Source organism: Streptomyces sp. NPDC048258, assembly GCF_043201995.1.
In the GTDB taxonomy this organism is placed as follows: domain Bacteria; phylum Actinomycetota; class Actinomycetes; order Streptomycetales; family Streptomycetaceae; genus Streptomyces.
Map to the genome: position 1 here is coordinate 44,893 of NZ_JBICZH010000010.1, position 17,249 is coordinate 62,141.

Annotated in this window: 20 protein-coding genes; 12 read left to right on the top strand and 8 right to left on the bottom strand. The window is 70.1% G+C overall.

Annotated elements, in window-relative coordinates; genetic code table 11:
• Positions 1 to 9 precede the first annotated feature (9 nt).
• Genes ACGFYQ_RS22750 through ACGFYQ_RS22760 form a run of 3 tightly spaced genes read left to right on the top strand, consistent with a single transcriptional unit; the run spans position 10 to position 3,378 of the window.
• On the top strand, positions 10 to 1,734 hold the full coding sequence (locus ACGFYQ_RS22750; protein ID WP_393746656.1) for a cytochrome c biogenesis protein ResB: 1,725 nt from the start codon (positions 10 to 12) through the stop codon (positions 1,732 to 1,734).
• The gene (gene ccsB, locus ACGFYQ_RS22755) at positions 1,731 to 2,813 is read left to right on the top strand and encodes a c-type cytochrome biogenesis protein CcsB (RefSeq protein WP_393746658.1); all 1,083 of its coding nucleotides are present in this window, start codon (positions 1,731 to 1,733) and stop codon (positions 2,811 to 2,813) included. The genes ACGFYQ_RS22750 and ccsB overlap by 4 nt, the downstream gene beginning before the upstream one ends.
• A 25-nt stretch (positions 2,814 to 2,838) precedes the next feature.
• Complete coding sequence (locus ACGFYQ_RS22760; RefSeq protein ID WP_393746660.1) at positions 2,839 to 3,378, top strand: hypothetical protein; 540 nt, start codon at positions 2,839 to 2,841, stop codon at positions 3,376 to 3,378.
• Positions 3,379 to 3,456: 78 nt separating this feature from the next.
• On the opposite strand, the gene ACGFYQ_RS22765 is transcribed toward ACGFYQ_RS22760, so the two are convergent.
• A complete protein-coding gene (locus tag ACGFYQ_RS22765; protein ID WP_393746662.1) occupies positions 3,457 to 3,759 on the bottom strand; it encodes a PLD nuclease N-terminal domain-containing protein in 303 nt (100 codons plus the stop codon).
• A 90-nt stretch (positions 3,760 to 3,849) separates the two neighbouring features.
• Between ACGFYQ_RS22765 and ACGFYQ_RS22770 the strand changes: the two genes are divergently transcribed.
• Genes ACGFYQ_RS22770 through mqnP form a run of 3 tightly spaced genes read left to right on the top strand, consistent with a single transcriptional unit; the run spans position 3,850 to position 6,694 of the window.
• A complete protein-coding gene (locus ACGFYQ_RS22770; protein WP_393746664.1) occupies positions 3,850 to 5,307 on the top strand; it encodes a menaquinone biosynthesis decarboxylase in 1,458 nt (485 codons plus the stop codon).
• Entirely contained in the window at positions 5,304 to 5,774 is a 471-nt protein-coding gene (locus tag ACGFYQ_RS22775) for a hypothetical protein (RefSeq protein WP_393746666.1), read from the top strand. The genes ACGFYQ_RS22770 and ACGFYQ_RS22775 overlap by 4 nt, the downstream gene beginning before the upstream one ends.
• Positions 5,774 to 6,694, top strand: a complete 921-nt coding sequence (mqnP, locus tag ACGFYQ_RS22780) for a menaquinone biosynthesis prenyltransferase MqnP (RefSeq protein WP_393747123.1) — start codon at positions 5,774 to 5,776, stop codon at positions 6,692 to 6,694. Before ACGFYQ_RS22775 ends, mqnP begins: the two co-directional genes overlap by 1 nt.
• On the opposite strand, the gene ACGFYQ_RS22785 is transcribed toward mqnP, so the two are convergent.
• A complete protein-coding gene (locus tag ACGFYQ_RS22785; RefSeq protein WP_393746668.1) occupies positions 6,691 to 7,302 on the bottom strand; it encodes a rhomboid family intramembrane serine protease in 612 nt (203 codons plus the stop codon). The two genes, mqnP and ACGFYQ_RS22785, sit on opposite strands and share 4 nt — an antisense overlap.
• Before the next feature lie 90 nt (positions 7,303 to 7,392).
• On the opposite strand from ACGFYQ_RS22785, the gene ACGFYQ_RS22790 reads away from it, so the two are divergent.
• The gene (locus ACGFYQ_RS22790) at positions 7,393 to 8,061 is read left to right on the top strand and encodes a UbiX family flavin prenyltransferase (RefSeq protein WP_393746670.1); all 669 of its coding nucleotides are present in this window, start codon (positions 7,393 to 7,395) and stop codon (positions 8,059 to 8,061) included.
• Here the strand turns inward: ACGFYQ_RS22790 and ACGFYQ_RS22795 are convergent.
• Positions 8,058 to 8,192, bottom strand: a complete 135-nt coding sequence (locus ACGFYQ_RS22795; protein ID WP_388564679.1) for a hypothetical protein — start codon at positions 8,190 to 8,192, stop codon at positions 8,058 to 8,060. The genes ACGFYQ_RS22790 and ACGFYQ_RS22795 overlap by 4 nt on opposite strands.
• 121 nt (positions 8,193 to 8,313) lie before the next feature.
• On the opposite strand from ACGFYQ_RS22795, the gene ACGFYQ_RS22800 reads away from it, so the two are divergent.
• The 5 genes from ACGFYQ_RS22800 to ACGFYQ_RS22820 all read left to right on the top strand — a co-directional run bounded on the left by ACGFYQ_RS22800 (position 8,314) and on the right by ACGFYQ_RS22820 (position 12,773).
• The gene (locus ACGFYQ_RS22800) at positions 8,314 to 8,769 is read left to right on the top strand and encodes an Lrp/AsnC family transcriptional regulator (protein WP_031145086.1); all 456 of its coding nucleotides are present in this window, start codon (positions 8,314 to 8,316) and stop codon (positions 8,767 to 8,769) included.
• A 52-nt stretch (positions 8,770 to 8,821) separates the two neighbouring features.
• Positions 8,822 to 10,000 (top strand): aminofutalosine synthase MqnE, encoded by a 1,179-nt coding sequence (mqnE, locus tag ACGFYQ_RS22805; protein WP_393746672.1) that lies wholly within the window; start codon positions 8,822 to 8,824, stop codon positions 9,998 to 10,000.
• A 99-nt stretch (positions 10,001 to 10,099) separates the two neighbouring features.
• A complete protein-coding gene (locus tag ACGFYQ_RS22810) occupies positions 10,100 to 10,624 on the top strand; it encodes a GNAT family N-acetyltransferase (RefSeq protein WP_393746674.1) in 525 nt (174 codons plus the stop codon).
• A gap of 126 nt (positions 10,625 to 10,750) precedes the next feature.
• A complete protein-coding gene (locus ACGFYQ_RS22815) occupies positions 10,751 to 11,023 on the top strand; it encodes a DUF4229 domain-containing protein (protein ID WP_393747125.1) in 273 nt (90 codons plus the stop codon).
• 430 nt (positions 11,024 to 11,453) lie between these two features.
• The gene (locus ACGFYQ_RS22820; RefSeq protein WP_393746676.1) at positions 11,454 to 12,773 is read left to right on the top strand and encodes a dicarboxylate/amino acid:cation symporter; all 1,320 of its coding nucleotides are present in this window, start codon (positions 11,454 to 11,456) and stop codon (positions 12,771 to 12,773) included.
• An 88-nt stretch (positions 12,774 to 12,861) separates the two neighbouring features.
• Here ACGFYQ_RS22820 and ACGFYQ_RS22825 read toward each other — a convergent pair whose 3' ends face one another.
• From ACGFYQ_RS22825 to ACGFYQ_RS22845, 5 genes are all read right to left on the bottom strand, one after another.
• Complete coding sequence (locus tag ACGFYQ_RS22825) at positions 12,862 to 13,176, bottom strand: hypothetical protein (RefSeq protein ID WP_393746678.1); 315 nt, start codon at positions 13,174 to 13,176, stop codon at positions 12,862 to 12,864.
• Positions 13,173 to 13,454: a hypothetical protein gene (locus tag ACGFYQ_RS22830; RefSeq protein ID WP_393746680.1), complete on the bottom strand. Its 282-nt coding sequence runs from the start codon at positions 13,452 to 13,454 to the stop codon at positions 13,173 to 13,175. The genes ACGFYQ_RS22825 and ACGFYQ_RS22830 overlap by 4 nt, the downstream gene beginning before the upstream one ends.
• Positions 13,451 to 14,839, bottom strand: coding sequence for a hypothetical protein (locus tag ACGFYQ_RS22835; RefSeq protein ID WP_393746682.1), 1,389 nt, complete (start codon positions 14,837 to 14,839; stop codon positions 13,451 to 13,453). The genes ACGFYQ_RS22830 and ACGFYQ_RS22835 overlap by 4 nt, the downstream gene beginning before the upstream one ends.
• Entirely contained in the window at positions 14,836 to 15,276 is a 441-nt protein-coding gene (locus ACGFYQ_RS22840) for a hypothetical protein (protein ID WP_393746684.1), read from the bottom strand. Before ACGFYQ_RS22840 ends, ACGFYQ_RS22835 begins: the two co-directional genes overlap by 4 nt.
• A 74-nt stretch (positions 15,277 to 15,350) precedes the next feature.
• Positions 15,351 to 17,243: a WD40 repeat domain-containing serine/threonine protein kinase gene (locus ACGFYQ_RS22845; RefSeq protein WP_393746686.1), complete on the bottom strand. Its 1,893-nt coding sequence runs from the start codon at positions 17,241 to 17,243 to the stop codon at positions 15,351 to 15,353.
• Positions 17,244 to 17,249 lie beyond the last annotated feature (6 nt).

The following is a 17,249-nucleotide window of genomic DNA, read 5'->3' on the forward strand; positions in this document are numbered from 1 at the left end:
CTAACGGACATGAGTACGACCGACAACGCGTCCACCGAGGCGCCGCACGAGTCCGCCACGGCCGACCCCGCCGAGGCCGCGGCCGGCGCCCAGCTCTCCACCGCCCCGCTGGAGGACAGCCCCACCGGGCCGGCCGTCGGCATCGGGGTGATCGGCTGGGCCCGCTGGTTCTGGCGGCAGCTCACATCCATGCGGGTGGCGCTGATCCTGCTCTTCATGCTGTCCCTGGGCGCGATCCCGGGCTCCCTCATCCCGCAGACCAACGTCGACGCGATGAAGGTCGCCGTCTGGAAGAGGGACAACCCGTCCTGGGTGGGCGTCGCCGACAAGCTCCAGCTGTTCGACGTCTACAGCTCGGTGTGGTTCTCCGCGATCTACCTGCTGCTGTTCATCTCGCTGATCGGCTGCATCCTGCCGCGCTCCTGGCAGTTCGTCGGCCAGCTCCGCGGCCGCCCGCCGGGCGCTCCCAAGCGCCTGGACCGGCTGCCCGCGTACACGACGTGGCGTACGGAGAAGTCCCCGGACGAGGTGCTCGCGTACGCGGGGACGCTGCTCGGCGGACGCCGCTTCCGCACCGAGGCGGGCACCGGGAACTCCGTCGCCGCGGAGAAGGGCTACCTGCGCGAGGCCGGGAACCTGGCCTTCCACGTGGCGCTGATCGTGATGCTGGTGGCCTTCGCCTGGGGGCAGTACTTCAAGTCCGAGGGCGGCAAGCTCGTCCTGCGCGGCAGCGGCTTCTCGAACACGCTCACCCAGTACGACGACTTCAAGTACGGCAGCCTCTTCGACCCCGACGACCTGCCGCCCTTCTCCTTCACCCTCGACAAGTTCGACGCGACGTACGAGAAGTCCGGCCCGCAGAGGGGCACCCCGCGCGACTTCAAGGCGTACGTCACCTTCAGCGACGGCGCCGACGGCACGCCGCAGAAGCGCGAGATCCAGGTCAACGAGCCGCTGGAGGTCGGCGGCTCCAAGGTCTACCTGCTCGGGCACGGCTACGCGCCCGTCATCTCGGTGACCGACCCCACCGGCAAGGTGATCTTCAAGAACGCCGTGCCGATGCTCCCGCAGGACGGCAACCTCACCTCCACCGGAGCCGTCAAGGTCACCGACGGCTACAAGGACAAGGACGGCAAGAAGGAGCAGCTCGGCTTCAACGCCGTCTTCGTGCCGACGTTCGCCGGCGAGGGCCAGGGCATGATGTTCTCGCAGTTCCCGGAGCTGGGTAATCCGCGGCTCATGCTCAGCGCCTGGCACGGCAGCCTCGGCGTGGACTCGGGCCTGCCGCAGAACGTGTACCAGCTGGACACCTCCAAGATGCAGTCGTTCAAGGACGAGTCGGGCCAGCTGTTCAAGCAGAAGCTGGCGAGCGGCGAGTCGATGGTCCTGCCGAACGGCGCGGGGACCGTGAAGTTCGAGGGCATCGAGCGGTGGGCCACCTTCTCCGTCACCCACCAGCCCGGCAGCGGCCTCGCCCTGGCGGGCGCGATCGCCGCCATCGCCGGCCTGGCCGGATCGCTGTTCATCCAGCGCCGCCGGGTGTGGGTCCGCGCGGTGCGCGGCGAGGACGGCGTCACCGTCGTCGAGATGGCGGGCCTCGGCCGCAGCGAGTCCGCGCGGCTCCCTCAGGAGCTGGCGGAGCTCGCCGACCACGTGCACCAGCAGGCGCCGACCGCACCTGCCGCAGTTGCCGAACCACTTGTCGAAGAAACCCCTGAAGGAGAGCGCGGATGACGCCGCTCGCAGCCGCAGCCAACGAGAATCTGGCTGAGATCAGCAATTACCTGGTCTATTCGTCGATGGCGGTCTACACGCTCGCCTTCCTCGCACACATCGCCGAGTGGACCTTCGGCAGCCGCAGCAAGGTGGCCCGTACGGCCTCCGCGCTGACCGCGGCCGAGGGCGCCGCCGCCCCCGCCGTGCAGGTGCGCGGCACGGCGGGGAGCACCGCCGTCCTCGACAAGCCGAAGGTCGTCACCCGCTCCGCCGCGGGCCGCCGCGACGTGCCGGACGGCCCGGGCGCCGCGGGCGGCACCGAGCAGGGCGACCTGTACGGGCGGATCGCGGTCTCGCTGACCGCGCTCGCCTTCCTCATCGAGGCGGCCGGTGTCGTCGCCCGCGCGATGTCGGTGCAGCGGGCCCCCTGGGGCAACATGTACGAGTTCTCGCTCACCTTCTCCACGGTGGCCGTCGGCGCGTACCTGGCCCTGCTGGCGCTGAAGAAGAACGTCCGCTGGATGGGCCTGATCCTGGTCACCAGCGTCCTGCTGGACCTCGGCATCGCCACCACCTGGCTGTACACCGCCAGCGACCAGCTGGTCCCGGCCCTGCACTCGTACTGGCTGTGGATCCACGTCTCCACCGCGATCATCTGCGGTGCCGTCTTCTACATCGGTGCGACCGGCACGGTCCTGTACCTGTTCCGCGACGCGTACGAGGCCAAGCTGGCGCGCGGCGAGCAGCCGGGCCGGTTCGCGTCCTCGGTCATGGAGCGGCTGCCGGCGGCGGCCACGCTCGACAAGTTCTCGTACCGGATCAACGCAGCCTTCTTCCCGCTGTGGACCTTCACGATCATCGCGGGCGCGATCTGGGCGGGCGACGCCTGGGGCCGCTACTGGGGCTGGGACCCCAAGGAGGTCTGGTCCTTCGTGACCTGGGTGGCGTACGCCTGCTACCTGCACGCCCGCGCCACCGCCGGCTGGAAGGGCCGCAAGGCCGCGTACCTCGCGCTCTTCGCCTTCGCCTGCTGGATCTGGAACTACTACGGCGTGAACATCCTGCTCAACGGCAAGCACTCGTACGCGGGCGTCTGACCGGCGGGAGTGGGACGCTGGTGTCATGCCTCCTGTGAGCCATGGCACCAGCGAGAGCCCCGGCGACGGCCGTCCGCGGATCCGCTTCGAGCTGCACCTCCCGTACGCGTACGAGGAGCTGTGGCCCGCCCTGACCACGCGGGACGGGCTGCGCGGCTGGCTGGCCGAGGCGGAGGTCCTGGAGCGCAGGCTCGGCGGGGCGGTCACGCTGCACCGGCTGGGCAGCCCGACGCTGGACACCGGCCGCGTCACGGCCTGGGACGTCGAGCGGGTCGTGGAGTACACGCTGGGCGGGAACGAGCGGATCCGCTTCCACCTGGAGGCGGTGGGGACGGACTCGACGGTGATCCGGTTCGTGACCGAGCGGAGCGTGACCGAGCCGGCCGGGCCGGACGCGGCCGGGCGCGCGGACTCGCTGGACGCCCTGGACCGGCTGGCGGTCTGGCACGAGCACTTCGAACTGCTGGAGTCCGCGCTGGCCGGGCGGCCGGTGGACTGGATCACCTGGACGGGCGCCCGCCGGGACGAGCTGCGCGAGGACTACGCGTCCCTGGCCAGGGCGTAGGCCGCGCGCCCGCCCACGCACTCACTCACCACACCGGCCGCAGGGCCGGCAGCGCGCCCGGTTCTCGTATGGGTCCTTCTAGTCCTTGTCCTTGCCCGTGTCCTTGTTCTTCTCCTGCTCGTCGCGCAGGGACTTCAGGAACTCCGGGTTGTCGTCGGGCGCGACCCACTGCGCCCGGCGCGCCCGGCCGCCGCCGACCGCGGCCCGCTTCTTCCCCGCGGCCAGCCACACCACGGGCCCGACGATGGAGAAGAGCAGGATGATGATCACCCAGACCACCTTGGGCAGGTGCTTGACCTCTTCCTCCGGCGTGTTCAGGCAGTCGATGAAGGTGTAGATGGTCAGCGCGAGGATCAGCAGGAACGGCAGATAGCGCAGCACGGTGTGGGACCGACTCCCGGGCAGTGGCGGCGGGCCCACAACGGGCCCCGGTGACGCTTCCAGAGTAGTTGGTGACGGATACTTGCCCCTATGGCTTACGACGATCTCCGCTCGCTGCTCCGGGCTCTGGAGCGGGAGGGCGACCTCAAGCGCATCAAGGCCGAAGTGGACCCGTACCTGGAGGTCGGGGAGATCGTCGACAGAGTGAACAAGGCGGGGGGCCCGGCCCTCCTCTTCGAGAACGTCAAGGGCTCGGCGATGCCGCTGGCCATGAACGTCTTCGGTACCGACCGCCGGCTGCTGAAGGCCCTCGGCCTGAAGTCGTACGGCGAGATCAGCGAGAAGATCGGCGGGCTGCTGAAGCCGGAGCTGCCGCAGGGCTTCATCGGTGTGCGCGAGGCCTTCGGCAAGCTCGGCTCGATGGTGCACGTGCCGCCGAAGAAGGTGAAGGGCGACGCCGCGCCCGTCCAGGAGGTCGTCCTCACCGGCGACGACGTGGACCTGGACCAGCTTCCGGCCCTCTTCACCTGGCCCAAGGACGGCGGTTCCTTCTTCAACCTCGGCCTCACCCACACCAAGCACCCCGAGACCGGCGTACGCAACCTCGGCCTCTACCGCCTCCAGCGCCACGACAAGCGCACCATCGGCATGCACTGGCAGATCCACAAGGACAGCCGCAACCACTACGCGGTCGCCGCCAAGCGCGGTGAGCGGCTGCCCGTCGCGATCGCCTTCGGCTGCCCGCCCGCGGTCACGTACGCGTCGACCGCGCCGCTGCCCGGCGACATCGACGAGTACCTGTTCGCCGGCTTCGTCGCGGGCAAGCGGATCGAGATGGTCGACTGCAAGACCGTGCCGCTCCAGGTCCCGGCCAACGCGGAGGTCGTGATCGAGGGCTGGCTGGAGCCCGGGGAGACGCTCCCGGAGGGGCCGTTCGGTGACCACACCGGCTTCTACACCCCGCAGGAACCGTTCCCCGCGCTGAAGATCGACTGCGTGACGATGCGCAAGCGTCCGCTGCTCCAGTCGATCGTCGTCGGCCGCCCGCCGACCGAGGACGGGCCGCTGGGCCGCGCGACGGAGCGTTTCTTCCTCCCGCTGCTCAAGATCATCGTGCCGGACATCGTGGACTACCACCTGCCCGAGTCGGGCGGCTTCCACAACTGCGCGATCGTCTCGATCGACAAGAAGTACCCGAAGCACGCGCAGAAGGTCATGCACGCCATCTGGGGCGCGCACATGATGTCGCTGACCAAGCTGATCATCGTGGTGGACGCCGACTGCGACGTCCACGACCTGCACGAGGTGTCCTGGCGGGCGCTGGGCAACACCGACTACTCCCGCGACCTGACCGTCGTGGAGGGGCCGGTGGACCACCTCGACCACGCCTCGTACCAGCAGTTCTGGGGCGGCAAGGCGGGGATCGACGCGACGAAGAAGCTGCCCGAGGAGGGCTACACCCGCGACGGCGGCTGGCCCGACATGGTCGAGTGCGACCCGGCGACCGCCGCCCTGGTGGACCGACGCTGGAAGGAGTACGGCCTGTGAGCCCGATCGCAGTGAGCGGCCCGGAGCTCGTCATCGGCACCGACACCGCGTACGTGGCCCTCGTGCGCCCGCAGATCGACCCCGCCGACCCGGGTGTCCGGCTGGCCGCCGAACAGGCGGGCGTGACGCCCGAGGAGTTCGCGGGCCCGGGCGACGTCTGGGCCGTGATGTGGGAGCAGGAGGACGGCGGGGGCGGCGGCTTCGAGCTGCCCGGACTGCGCGACGCCGAAGCCGAGCACTTCTCGGAGCAGCTGGTGACCGCGCTCGGGTCCGGCGAGCCCTTCACGGTCGAGGCCGGAGCCGTGCTCGGCCTCGACGCCCGCCCGGTGGGTGACGGCTACGCCTTCTCGGCCCAGGTGACCCCGCCGGAGCCCGAGGAGGCGGACGTCCTGCCCGTGGAGATCCCCCCGGTCCCCACCGCCACCCTGCTGACCGACCTGGAAGCCTTCCGCAGGAGCCTCGCATGATGACCACCGCCGACGGAGTCATCGGATCCGGCCCCGCGCCGGAGGCCACCGGCAAGGTCAAGGCCTTCCTGCGGCTCGTGATGATCGAGCACTCGGTCTTCGCGCTGCCCTTCGCCTACATCGCCGCGCTCACCGCCATGTTCCAGCTCGACCGGAACGTGCACTGGGGCAAGCTGCTGCTCGTCACCGTCTGCATGGTGGGCCTGCGGACCTTCGCGATGGCCGCCAACCGGATCATCGACCGCGAGATCGACGCCCGGAACCCGCGTACGGCCGGCCGCGAGCTGGTCACCGGCGCGGTCTCCGTCCGCTCCGCCTGGACCGGGGCCGGGATCGCGCTCGCCGTCTTCCTCGGCTCGGCGGCGCTGCTGAACCCGCTCTGCCTGGCGCTGGCGCCCGTCGCGGTGGTCCCGATGGTGGTGTACCCGTACGGCAAGCGGTTCACGGACTTCCCGCACGCCATCCTGGGCCTGGCCCAGGCGATCGGCCCGGTAGGGGCCTGGCTCGCGGTCACCGGCGAGTGGTCCTGGGACGCGGTGATCCTGGGGCTCGCGGTGGGCGTGTGGATCGGCGGCTTCGACCTGATCTTCGGCTCCCAGGACGTGGCCGCGGACCGCGCGGAGGGCGTCAAGTCCGTGCCGGCCCGCTTCGGCGTCCCGGCCGCCCTCTGGGGGGCTCGCGGTGCGCACGTCGTGACCACGGCCCTGCTGGTCTGGTACGGCCTCGCCACGGACGCGGGGGTGCTGTTCTGGTCGGGCCTGGTGATCGTCGCCTGTGCCTTCTGCTACGAGCACACCATCGTGAAGCCGCACGACCTGTCCCGCCTGAACCGCGCGTTCTTCACGGTCAACGGCTTCATCGGCATCGCCCTGTTCGCGTGCGCCCTGATGGACCTGGTGGCCCGGGGCCTGACCTTCTAGGCCGCGGCCAACCGGTCCCGGCCCCGGGCCGCGGGGCGGCGGAAGAACAGGGCCGTCAGCACGCCCGCGACGAGGCCGCAGAGGTGGCCCTGCCAGCTGACCGCGGTCTCCGTCGGCAGGATGCCGAGGAAGAAGGAGCCGCCCCAGATCGCGGCGATCACCACTCCCACCGCGATGCCGAGCCCCTTCCGCTCGACGAAGCCGCGGACCACGAGGTAGCCGAAGAGGCCGAACACCAGGCCCGAGGCGCCGGCGGTGTTGGTGTGCGAGGGGGATATCAGCCAGGTGCCGATCCCGTCCCCGAGGATGACGAGGGCGCTGACGGCCAGGAAGTGGCGTATGCCGCCGAGGGCGGCGACGAAGCCGAAGATCAGTAGCGGGACGCTGTTGGCCGCCACGTGCGCGAAGCCGAAGTGCAGGAACGGGGCGGTGAGGATGCCGCCGAGTCCGTCGGCATCGCGAGGGGTGATCCCGTACGGGTCCAGCGCGTGCCCGGTGGCGAGATCGATGACCTCGATCACCCACAGCAGGGCCACCCAGCCGAGCATCAGCTTGGCCGCGGCCTTCACGCGGTCGGTCTGTGTCCAGGTGTCCTGAGCCGTGCTCACGGTCGTTCCCCTCGTCGTGCGTCCCACCCCCTGGAACGTCCGGCCACCATAGCGAGTGCCCGCCCGTGGTGGCCGGATAGTCTCGGAGGTATGACTGAGCGCAAGCGCACCCCGTGGGTGGTCGGGGTTTCCGGGGCGTCCGGGACGCCGTACGCGGCGGCGGTGCTCCGCGGGCTGCTCGCGGCGGGGGAAAGTGTCGACCTGGTGGTCAGCCGGGCCTCGCGCCTCACCCTGCTGGACGAGACCGGGATCGCCTTCCGCGACGCGCACTGGCGCGACGATCTGACGCAGTGGCTGACGTACGGCGCCGACGGCAAGCCGGGGACCTTCCCGCCCTTCGAGGGCGATGTCCGGTATTGGGGCGCCGGGGACCTGGCGGCCGGCCCGAGCTCGGGCTCGTACCCCGTCAAGGGGATGCTCATCGTCCCCGCGTCCACGGCCTGCGTGGCGGGGGTGGCGCTCGGGCTGTCGAAGGACCTGCTCCAGCGCGTCGCGAGCGTGACGCTCAAGGAGCGGCGCCGGCTGGTGGTCGCGGTGCGGGAGACCCCGCTGAACGGGCAGACGCTGAAGCATCTGGTGGCGCTGGACGAGGCGGGCGCGATCGTGCTGCCCGCCTCTCCGGCGTTCTACGCGGGCGCGACGCACATCCAGGACCTGGTGGACTTCGTCGCGGGGCGGGTGCTGGACGCGGCAGGGGTGCCGCACCGGCTGTACCGCCGTTGGGAGGGGGAGATCGGTGGTACTCGCCCTCGGGGTTAGGCCTTCTTGGTCCGGCCCGGCTTACGGGTCTTGTCGACGCGGTGGGCGGCGGCGGGCTGGTGGGCACGGGATCGGTTGGCCAGCTCCTGGAGCTGTCGCATGTGTGCGTAGGCCATCTCGATCGTGTACACGGTGAACCACTCCTGAAGATCGTCATTGATCTGTTGAAAGATTCACAGGGCGTTGACCCTGTGTGCCTTAGATTCTATACCTAAACTTGCAGGATCGCCGAATAATGGAAGGCTCCACGTAATGGACACGGTGGACAGGCAGCTCATCCAGGCACTTCGCGAGAACGGTCGTGCCTCGTACGCGGAGCTGGGCCGTCTCGTGGGCCTCTCCGGCCCCAGCGTCACCGACCGCATCAACCGGCTGGAGACGGCCGGCGTCATCACCGGCTACCGCGCGACGGTGGCCGCGGCCGAGCTCGGCCTCGGCGTCACGGCGCTGATCGGCATCTCCCTCTCCGACGCCGCGGACCACGAGGACGTGGCCCGGCGGCTGCGCGACCTCGCGGAGATCGAGGACTGCTGGTTCATCGCAGGTGACGACTCCTTCATGCTGAAGGTGCGCGCCAGCGACGTGGACGGCCTGGAGAAGATCATCCGCAAGCTCTCCGGCACCAAGGGCGTCTCGCGGACCCGTACCACCATCGTGCTCTCCACCAAGTGGGAGAACCGGGTCGGGGAACTGCCCGAGGAAGGCTGAGAGTACGGTTGGTCGGGTTGCAGGACAGGTATCTAGAGGAGGCGGCCGGCTGATGACTGCATCTATCAAAGATGTAGGGCTCAAGCGCGAGCTGGAGGAGAAGGTCCGCTCCGGCGAGCGGCTGACCCGTGAGGACGGCATCGCCCTCTACGAGTCGGACGACCTGGCCTGGCTCGGTGGCCTCGCCCACGAGGTGCGGACGCGCAAGAACGGCGACGTCGTGCACTTCAACGTCAACCGCCACCTCAACATGACGAACGTGTGCACCGCGTCGTGCGCGTACTGCTCGTTCCAGCGCAAGCCGGGCGAGAAGGACGCGTACACGATGCGCATCGAGGAGGCCGTGCGCCTGGCCAAGGCCATGGAGAACGACAACCTCACCGAGCTGCACATCGTCAACGGCCTGCACCCGAACCTGCCGTGGCGCTACTACCCGCGCTCGCTCTCCGAGCTGAAGAAGGCGCTGCCGAACGTCTCGCTGAAGGCGTTCACGGCGACCGAGATCCACCACTTCGAGACGATCTCCGGGATGTCGGCCTCCGACATCCTGGACGAGCTGATCGAGGCCGGCCTGGAGTCGCTCACCGGCGGCGGCGCGGAGATCTTCGACTGGGAGGTCCGGCAGCACATCGTCGACCACCGCACCCACTGGGAAGACTGGTCGCGCATCCACCGGCTCGCGCACTCGAAGGGCCTCAAGACCCCCTCGACGATGCTGTACGGGCACATCGAGGAGCCGCGCCACCGCGTGGACCACGTGCTGCGGCTGCGTGAGCTCCAGGACGAGACCGGCGGCTTCCAGGTCTTCATCCCGCTGCGCTACCAGCACGACTTCGTGGACATGAAGGACGGCAAGGTACGCAACAAGCTGCAGGCGCGGACGACGATGGCGACGGGCGCGGAGGCCCTGAAGACCTTCGCGGTGTCCCGTCTCCTCTTCGACAACGTGCCGCACGTCAAGGTCTTCTGGGTGATGCACGGCGTGCAGACCGCCCAGCTCGCGCTGCAGCACGGCGCGGACGACATGGACGGCTCGGTCGTCGAGTACAAGATCACGCACGACGCGGACAACTACGGCACCCCGAACAAGCTGGGCCGCGAGGACCTGCTGGAGCTGATCCGCGAGGCGGGCTTCCGGCCGGTCGAGCGCAACACGCGCTACGAGATCATCCGCGAGTACCCCGGCCCGGACGCGGGTCTGCGCGAGACGCCGCAGGCGATGCGCGTCTGACCTCGCGCGCGCTGCCACGGAACAACGAAGCCCCGATCCGGCCGGATCGGGGCTTCGTCGGTGCTGGACCCGTATGGGTGTAATAGATAACATCAGGCTGTGGCTATTACATTCACCCTGGATCCGGTCGTCGGCCCCGCCCTGCACGCGGGAATCCTCAACCTGTGGACGGACGTGTCCAACGCGGGCGGCGCGGTGGGCTTCGTGCCCCCCGTCACCGCCGACGACATCCGCCCGGCGCTGATCCGGCAGCTCGCCGCCGTCGCCGACGGAGGCAGCCGGCTGATCGTCGGGCACGACGAGGAGGGTCGGGTCGCCGCCACCGCCTTCCTCACCCACAACACGCACCGCCTCCAGCTCCACTGGCTGTGGGCGTACACGGTGATGGTCCACCCGCGCCACCAGGGCGAGGGTCGCGGACGCGAACTGATGGCCGCGGTGGAGGACGCGGCACGCTCGATCGAGGGCATCGAGGCGATCCGCCTCGGCGCCCGCGGAGGCCACGGCCTGGAGCACTTCTACGCCTCCTGCGGCTACAAGGAGGTCGGCCGCGTCCCCGACGCCATCCGGGTGGCCCCGGGCGACGACCGCGACGACATCACGATGCTGCTGCCGCTGCACTGACCCCAGCGGGCCGGGGCGGGGGCCCGGCGTGCTTCACTGGACGGGCACGTGCCGCCGAACGACCACGACGAGAGAGAAGGGGTCACCGTGTCCCTCAAGCCGAGCGCAACGATCCGCTACACCGCGATGCGTCTGGGCATCTTCGTCGGATGCCTCGTCGTCGTCGCGGGCCTGGTCCGCCTCGGCTGGGTGCCCGCCGGGCTCGGGGACGCGAACTTTGCCTGGGTCGTGCTGCTCGCCCTCGTGCTGTCCGCCCCGCTCTCCTTCGTCCTCCTGCGCAAGCAGCGGGACCAGATGTCCGAGCAGATCTCCGGCCGCGTCGCGGATGCGAAGCAGAAGCTCGCCGCGAACCGCAGCCAGGAGGACCTGGCCGACGACGCGGCGCGCGTGAACTCGTAAACAGCGCAGTTGGGTTCATCACACACCGAACCGCCCCAGCAACGGGAATACCGCCCGTAACGCTGGGGCGTTCGGTTTTTCCGGGGCGGTGCGGCGCCGGGCGGAGGGGATCCCGTGAGCCTCGTGCGCCCCTGCCTCAAAGAACGCCTTTGAGATTCTCAAAGCAGAAGTGTTAGCGTGTTCAACATGTCGACCACAGCTGCGCACCCGATGACCGCGAGCGTCCCGCTCGTGTCGCGCCTGCACGTCGACCTCTGCCGCCGTGTGTCCGCGGCCTGTTGCTGTTGAGCTGAATCGATCCAGCAGCGGTCCTGGCGGTCCCGGCCGGCCCTTCTCCCCCAGGCTCCGCCCGGGAGGTGACCCCAGGCGGCTGCCGCACCGCGTCACCACCGCAGAACTTCCCCCTGTCTTCGTGCGCCATCTCCGGAGAGTGTCCGTGTCCGCGACCCCCCAGGCCCCCGTCAAGGCCTCCTTCAAGTTCCCCTTCTGGGCCCAGATCGTCGCCGGTCTGGCCCTGGGCGTCCTCTTCGGCTGGATAGCCCGCAGCCAGGACGTCAGCTGGCTCGGCACCACGCTGGAGAAGGTCGGCGACATCTTCGTCCAGCTGCTGAAGCTGGCCATCGCCCCGCTCGTCTTCTTCGCCATCCTGGTGTCCATCACCAACCTGCGGAAGGTGAACAACGCCGCGCGGCTCGCCTCCCGCACGCTGCTCTGGTTCATGATCACCTCGCTGATCGCGGTCGGCATCGGCATCGCTCTCGGCCTGCTGACCGACCCGGGCGCGGGCACCGGCCTCACCGCCGCCGACGGCAAGGAGCCGAAGAAGACCGGCTCCTGGATCGACTTCCTGACCGGGATCGTGCCGACGGACATCGTCACGCCGTTCACCGAGCTCAAGGTCCTCCAGATCGTCTTCCTGGCCGTCGTCGCCGGTATCGCCGCCCTCCAGCTGGGCGGCAAGGCCAAGCCGGTCCTCGACCTCGCCGAGTCCGCCCTGGAGCTCCTCCAGAAGGCCCTGTGGTGGGTCATCCGCCTCGCCCCGATCGGCACCATCGGCCTGATCGGCACCGCGATCGCCACGTACGGCTGGGACCTCATCGGCAAGTACGCGACCTTCACCGCCGACATCTACATCGGCTGCGCCCTCGTGATGTTCGGCGTCTACCCGCTGCTGCTCGCCACCGTCGCCAAGGTCAGCCCGCTGCAGTTCTTCAAGGGCGCCTGGCCGGCCATCCAGCTGGCCTTCGTCTCCCGCTCCTCGGTCGGCACCATGCCGGTCACCCAGAAGGTCACCGAGCGCCTCGGCGTCCCGAAGGAGTACGCCTCCTTCGCCGTCCCGTTCGGCGCCACCACCAAGATGGACGGCTGCGCCGCGATCTACCCGGCGCTCGCCGCGATCTTCATCGCGCAGATCTTCGACGTGCAGCTGGGCATCAAGGAGTACCTGCTCATCGTCTTCGTCTCGGTCATCGGCTCGGCCGCGACGGCCGGTCTGACCGGCGCGACGGTCATGCTGACCCTGACCCTCTCCACGCTGGGCCTGCCGCTGGCGGGTGTCGGCCTGCTGATGGCGATCGACCCGATCCTGGACATGGTGCGCACCGCCACCAACGTGGCCGGCCAGGCCGTGGTCCCGGTCATCGTGTCGGCCCGCGAGGGAATCCTGGACAAGGAGGCCTACGCGACCGCCTCGGCCTCCCCGCTGGACGAGCCCGCCGCCACGCGGGAGCCGGTGGCCGTGGCCGCCTGATCCCCGGCCGCCCGACCCGTCCCGCACTCGCCGCAGCCTCCGCCCCCGTCCGGGCGGGGGCTGTGGCGTCTTCCGGTATCCCGAGCCCTCACGTCATGTGCCCGCGGGCGTACGCGACCGTCGCCAGCAGGAACGGCAGCGCGTACCACCAACGGCCCATGGTCCGCCGGAACACGGGGGTGATGGTGATCAGCAGTCCCAGGAGACACAGCACGACCGACATGTCGGCCATGAAGCGGATGTCCTCGCGAGCGAGGTCGTCGCGGGGCGCCGGCCGCGCGATCAGGGCGAGGAAGCAGAGGTGCACCGCGGGGAGGTAGACGAGGGCGAGCGGGATCCCGAGCACCCAGCGCAGGCACCCCTGGTCCTCGGGCAGGTCGATGTTCTCGCGGGGAAGTCTCATCCGAGCGTCGCGATACGGACCCATGCGATCCCTCCCAGGACGAACGGCGGGGCGAGCCACCACAGGCCCAACGCCCGGCGGACGGGCGGGACGAGGGTGATCAGGACCGCGCTCACGCTCAGGAAGAGGGCGAGCAGGCATTCCAGTTCGGTCCCGGCGTACCCCTGCTCGTCCCACACGCCCGCCGGACCGTAGGCCACGGCCAAATAGACGACGGCGGTGTTCAGCAGGTGGAGGAGCGCGAGGGGTACGCCGATCCACCAGCGGCGGTACGTCATCGCATCGCGTCCTTCACCTTGCCGAGGCTGTCGCCGAAGTCGTCGCCGTAGGACCGGGCCTTGTCCGACTGCCAGTACGGGCCGCCGTTGTAGCGGGCGGCGATCTCCCGCATCTGGGCATCGGTCAGCTGGTCGGCGGGGACGTCGCCGTAGCCCGCCTCGGCCTTGATCTGGGCGAGGAACCCCGCGGCGATGAAGGCATTCTGCCTCGGGTCCTGGAGCGACTCCTCCACCAGGGCCCGCTGATCGCCGGTGAGGTGCGCCGGATCGTAGCCGAGCACCTCGGCGCCGCGCCGGAGCTGGATGGCGATCGGGCCGAAGGAGGTCTCGTCGGGCGTTCCGCCCGCCCGGCTGAAGAGGTTCTCGGGGGTGATGGGACTCAGGGGGGAGCCCGCCCACTGCCGGATCGTGTCGATGCCGTCGTCGACGATTCCGGGCTGGCCGGCGATCTCCTTCCAGGCGATGCCCGCGACCAGTTCCTCGGGCAGTCCCGCGTGCTGGGCGGCCGCCCGGAGGATCTCCTTCTTCTGGGAGATCCAGGCCGCCTTCTCCTTGTCGCCCTCCGGCGGGTTCCAGTAGCTGTCGTCGACCTCGGGCAGCCCCGCGATCCGCATCCGGATGTCGCGCAGCTCCGGTGACATCTCGGCGTTCCCGAGCGGCCCCGCCATCTCCCGCTTCGGGCCGCTGCCCGGCAGGTGGGTCAGCGGGCTGGTGCGGGCCTCCGCCGCCTCCCGGCGGATGTCCGCCATCGCGGCGTACAGGTCGGGCCGCTTCCCGCCGCCCTTGACCTGGAAGTCGGGCAGCAACTCGTACGCCTGCTTCAGCGCGTGCACGCAGGTGCTGCGGGCCTCCTGCTCGGTGGTCTTCGCCAGGTGGAAGCTGCCGCCCGCGGCGTCGTGGAGCCGGTTCGCCTCGTCCCGGATGTCGTCCACGTCCATCGTGGCCTCGGCCAGCCAGTCGAAGACCCCGGTCGTCGCCCGCATGTCCTCCCACTGCCGCATCGGCTCGGCCTCCTGCGCGACCTTGGTGATCGCGGTGCCCTTCGTACCGATCAGCGCGGCGAGCGCCCGCTCCGAGAGCTTGCCGTTGCGGTAGTGGGACTTGGCGGTGGTGAGGGCCGCGGCGTAGGCGTTCAGGGCGCTCGCCGCCTTGTCGTAGCCCTCGGCCATGTGCGTCACCAACTGGCGGGCCTCGCCGAGGCGTCGGGTGTACGTGTGGCTGCCGTCGCTCTGCCATTGCGTACGGGTCTCCGCCCGCCGGGCGGGTTCCTCGACCTGGACGAGGAGGTCGCGCAGCCGGCGGAACTCGGCGGCGTTGCGCTCGACGAGGGCCGGGTTGCACTCCTCCAGGAACGCGACGTCATTGCGGTGGCTGAGCCCGCTCATTTGCACTCCGGCGGTACGTACTGCCCCGAGTCGAGGAGGTTGGAGAGGAAGGACCGGGCAGTGTCGTCGTCCACGTGGGCGAAGCCGGTGCCGGTGGTCTTGAGGCGGGTGGCGAGGCCGGCGAACAGGGCGATCGTGTCCTTGAACTGGTCGTCGGCGAACCGGGCGAAGTGGAGGGCTTCCTTCGAGACGTCCTCGTGCGCGCGGGGCGCGCGGGCCATCGTGCTCGCGTCGCCGTCCGGGCGGCCCTCGTGCAGGAGCGCGGCGATCTCGATGAGGAGGTTGGCGTTGCCGTTGATGGACCGGGCCCCGGCCAGCAGGCTGCCCGCCGGGCTGCCGCCCGTCTCGGGCGCGACCTGGCCCCGCCGCATCGCGGGCGACTGCGGCCCGGCCAGGGCGACAGCTTTGTGCTGAGCCCATTCGGTATCGAACGACACGTGGTTCCCCCTGACTTGACCCGGAAATGATGGATCATGTGCATGCTAATACGGGGAAAACGGCACCTCTGACGTCAGGAGAGCTTCCAGAGCCGGATGGTGGAGTCGTTGCTTCCGCTGGCGAGGGTCTTGCCGTCCGGGCTGAACGCCACCGAGGTCACCTCACCGGTGTGGCCGGTGAGGGTGGCTGTGCTGGTGCGGGAGTTGATGTCCCAGAGTCGGATGGTGTGCTCGCTGCCTCCGCTGGCGAGGGTCTTGCCGTCCGGGCTGAACGCCACCGACGTCACGTCGCTGACGTGGCCGGTGAAGGTGTAGATGCTCGTGCGTCGGGTGATGTCCCAGAGCCGGATGGTGGTGTCGCGGCTGCCGCTGGCGAGGGTCTTGCCGTCGGGGCTGAACGCCACCGCCTCCAAGCTTCGGGTGTGGCCGCGGAGGCTGACGGCGCTGGTGCTGGAGGTCATGTCCCAGAGCCGCACATCGTTGTCGGCGCCGCAGCTGGCGACCAACCTGCCGTCCGGGCCGAATGCCACCGAACGGGGGGTGTCGGTCTCGCTGGTGAGGGTTTGGCTGGAGGAGGAGGTGATGTCCCACAACCTGACGGCGTTGTCCCAGCCGGCGCTGGCGAGGGTCTTGCCGTCCGGGCTGAACGCCACCGAAACCACGGTGTTGGTGTGGCCGTTGAGGCTGACCGTCGCGGTGCGGGAGTTCCGGCTCCACAACTGGATGGTCTTGTCGGCGCTACCGCTGGCGAAGGTCTCGCCGTCGGGACCGAACGCCACCGACCGCACGCTCCCGGTGTGGCTGGAGAGGGGATGGTCGCTGATGCCGGAGGCGATGTCCCAGAGCCGGATGGTGTTGTCGCCGCTGCCGCTGACGAGGGTCTTGCCGTCGCGGCTGATGGCCACCGACCACACGACTCCGGTGTGGCCGGTGAGAACGCGCCACGCGCGGGAGCCGTCGCCCCCGTCGGTGAGGCTCAGCGCCGCGTACGTCCCTCCCGACGCCGCCGCCAGTGCGGCAAGGCCGCCGAGGACGACGCTGCGGCGGCGCGGGCCGCGACCTGGGGTGCGCGGCGGTGCCGGTTCGCGGCGGGGCGGCAGCGCGGGCTCGGTGGGGGCGGCGTGCAGGCCGGGGGCGGCGGGGGCCGGGTTGCGGATCGCGCGCAGGCGCTCGGCGGTGGTGGGCGCGTCCGGTCGCTCGGCCGGGTCCTTGGCCAGCAGCGAAGCGACCAGTTCCGCGAGATCGGCCGACACGTCCGCCCGTACGGTGCGCAGGTCCGCCGGTGTCTCGTCCAGATGCCGGCGCATCAGTACCCAGGGCTGAGCGGTGACGGGGAAGGGCGGGGCGCCGGTCAGCAGGGCGTGCAGCACGCACCCCAGGGCGTACAGATCGCACCGCGCGTCGACGTGCTCGCCGCGCCACTGCTCGGGAGCCATGTAGGACGGAGTGCCGAACGGCCGGCCGGTGACCGTCAGCCCGCTGGTGGCGTCCGCGGTACGGGCGATGCCGAAGTCGCAGATCTTCAGGCGGCCGTCGGTCAGCAGGAAGAGGTTGGCGGGCTTGAGATCGCGGTGCACCACCTTCTGGGCGTGCGCGGCGGCCAGCGCCTCCGTGGCCTGCAACGCCATTCCGATGGCCTCGGTCACCGGCAGACCGTTCGGGGACCGGCTCAGCGAGTGGGCGAGGTCCTCGCCCTCCAGCAGCTCCATCACGATGAACAGCCGGTTCTCGTGCTGCCCGATGTCGTGGACGACCGTGATCCCCGGATGCTGGAGCCGCGCCCCGATGGCCGCCTCGCGGCGGAACCGCCGCAGCAGCTCGTCCGTCGTGTCGAACTCCAGCAGCACCTTCACCGCGACCGGCCGGCCGAGCTCGACGTCGTACGCCCGCCACACCTCGCCGATGCCGCCGTGCCCGAGCCGGGCGTCCAGCCGGTACCGCCCGGAGAAGTGCTCTCCCGTACGCATGGTCCC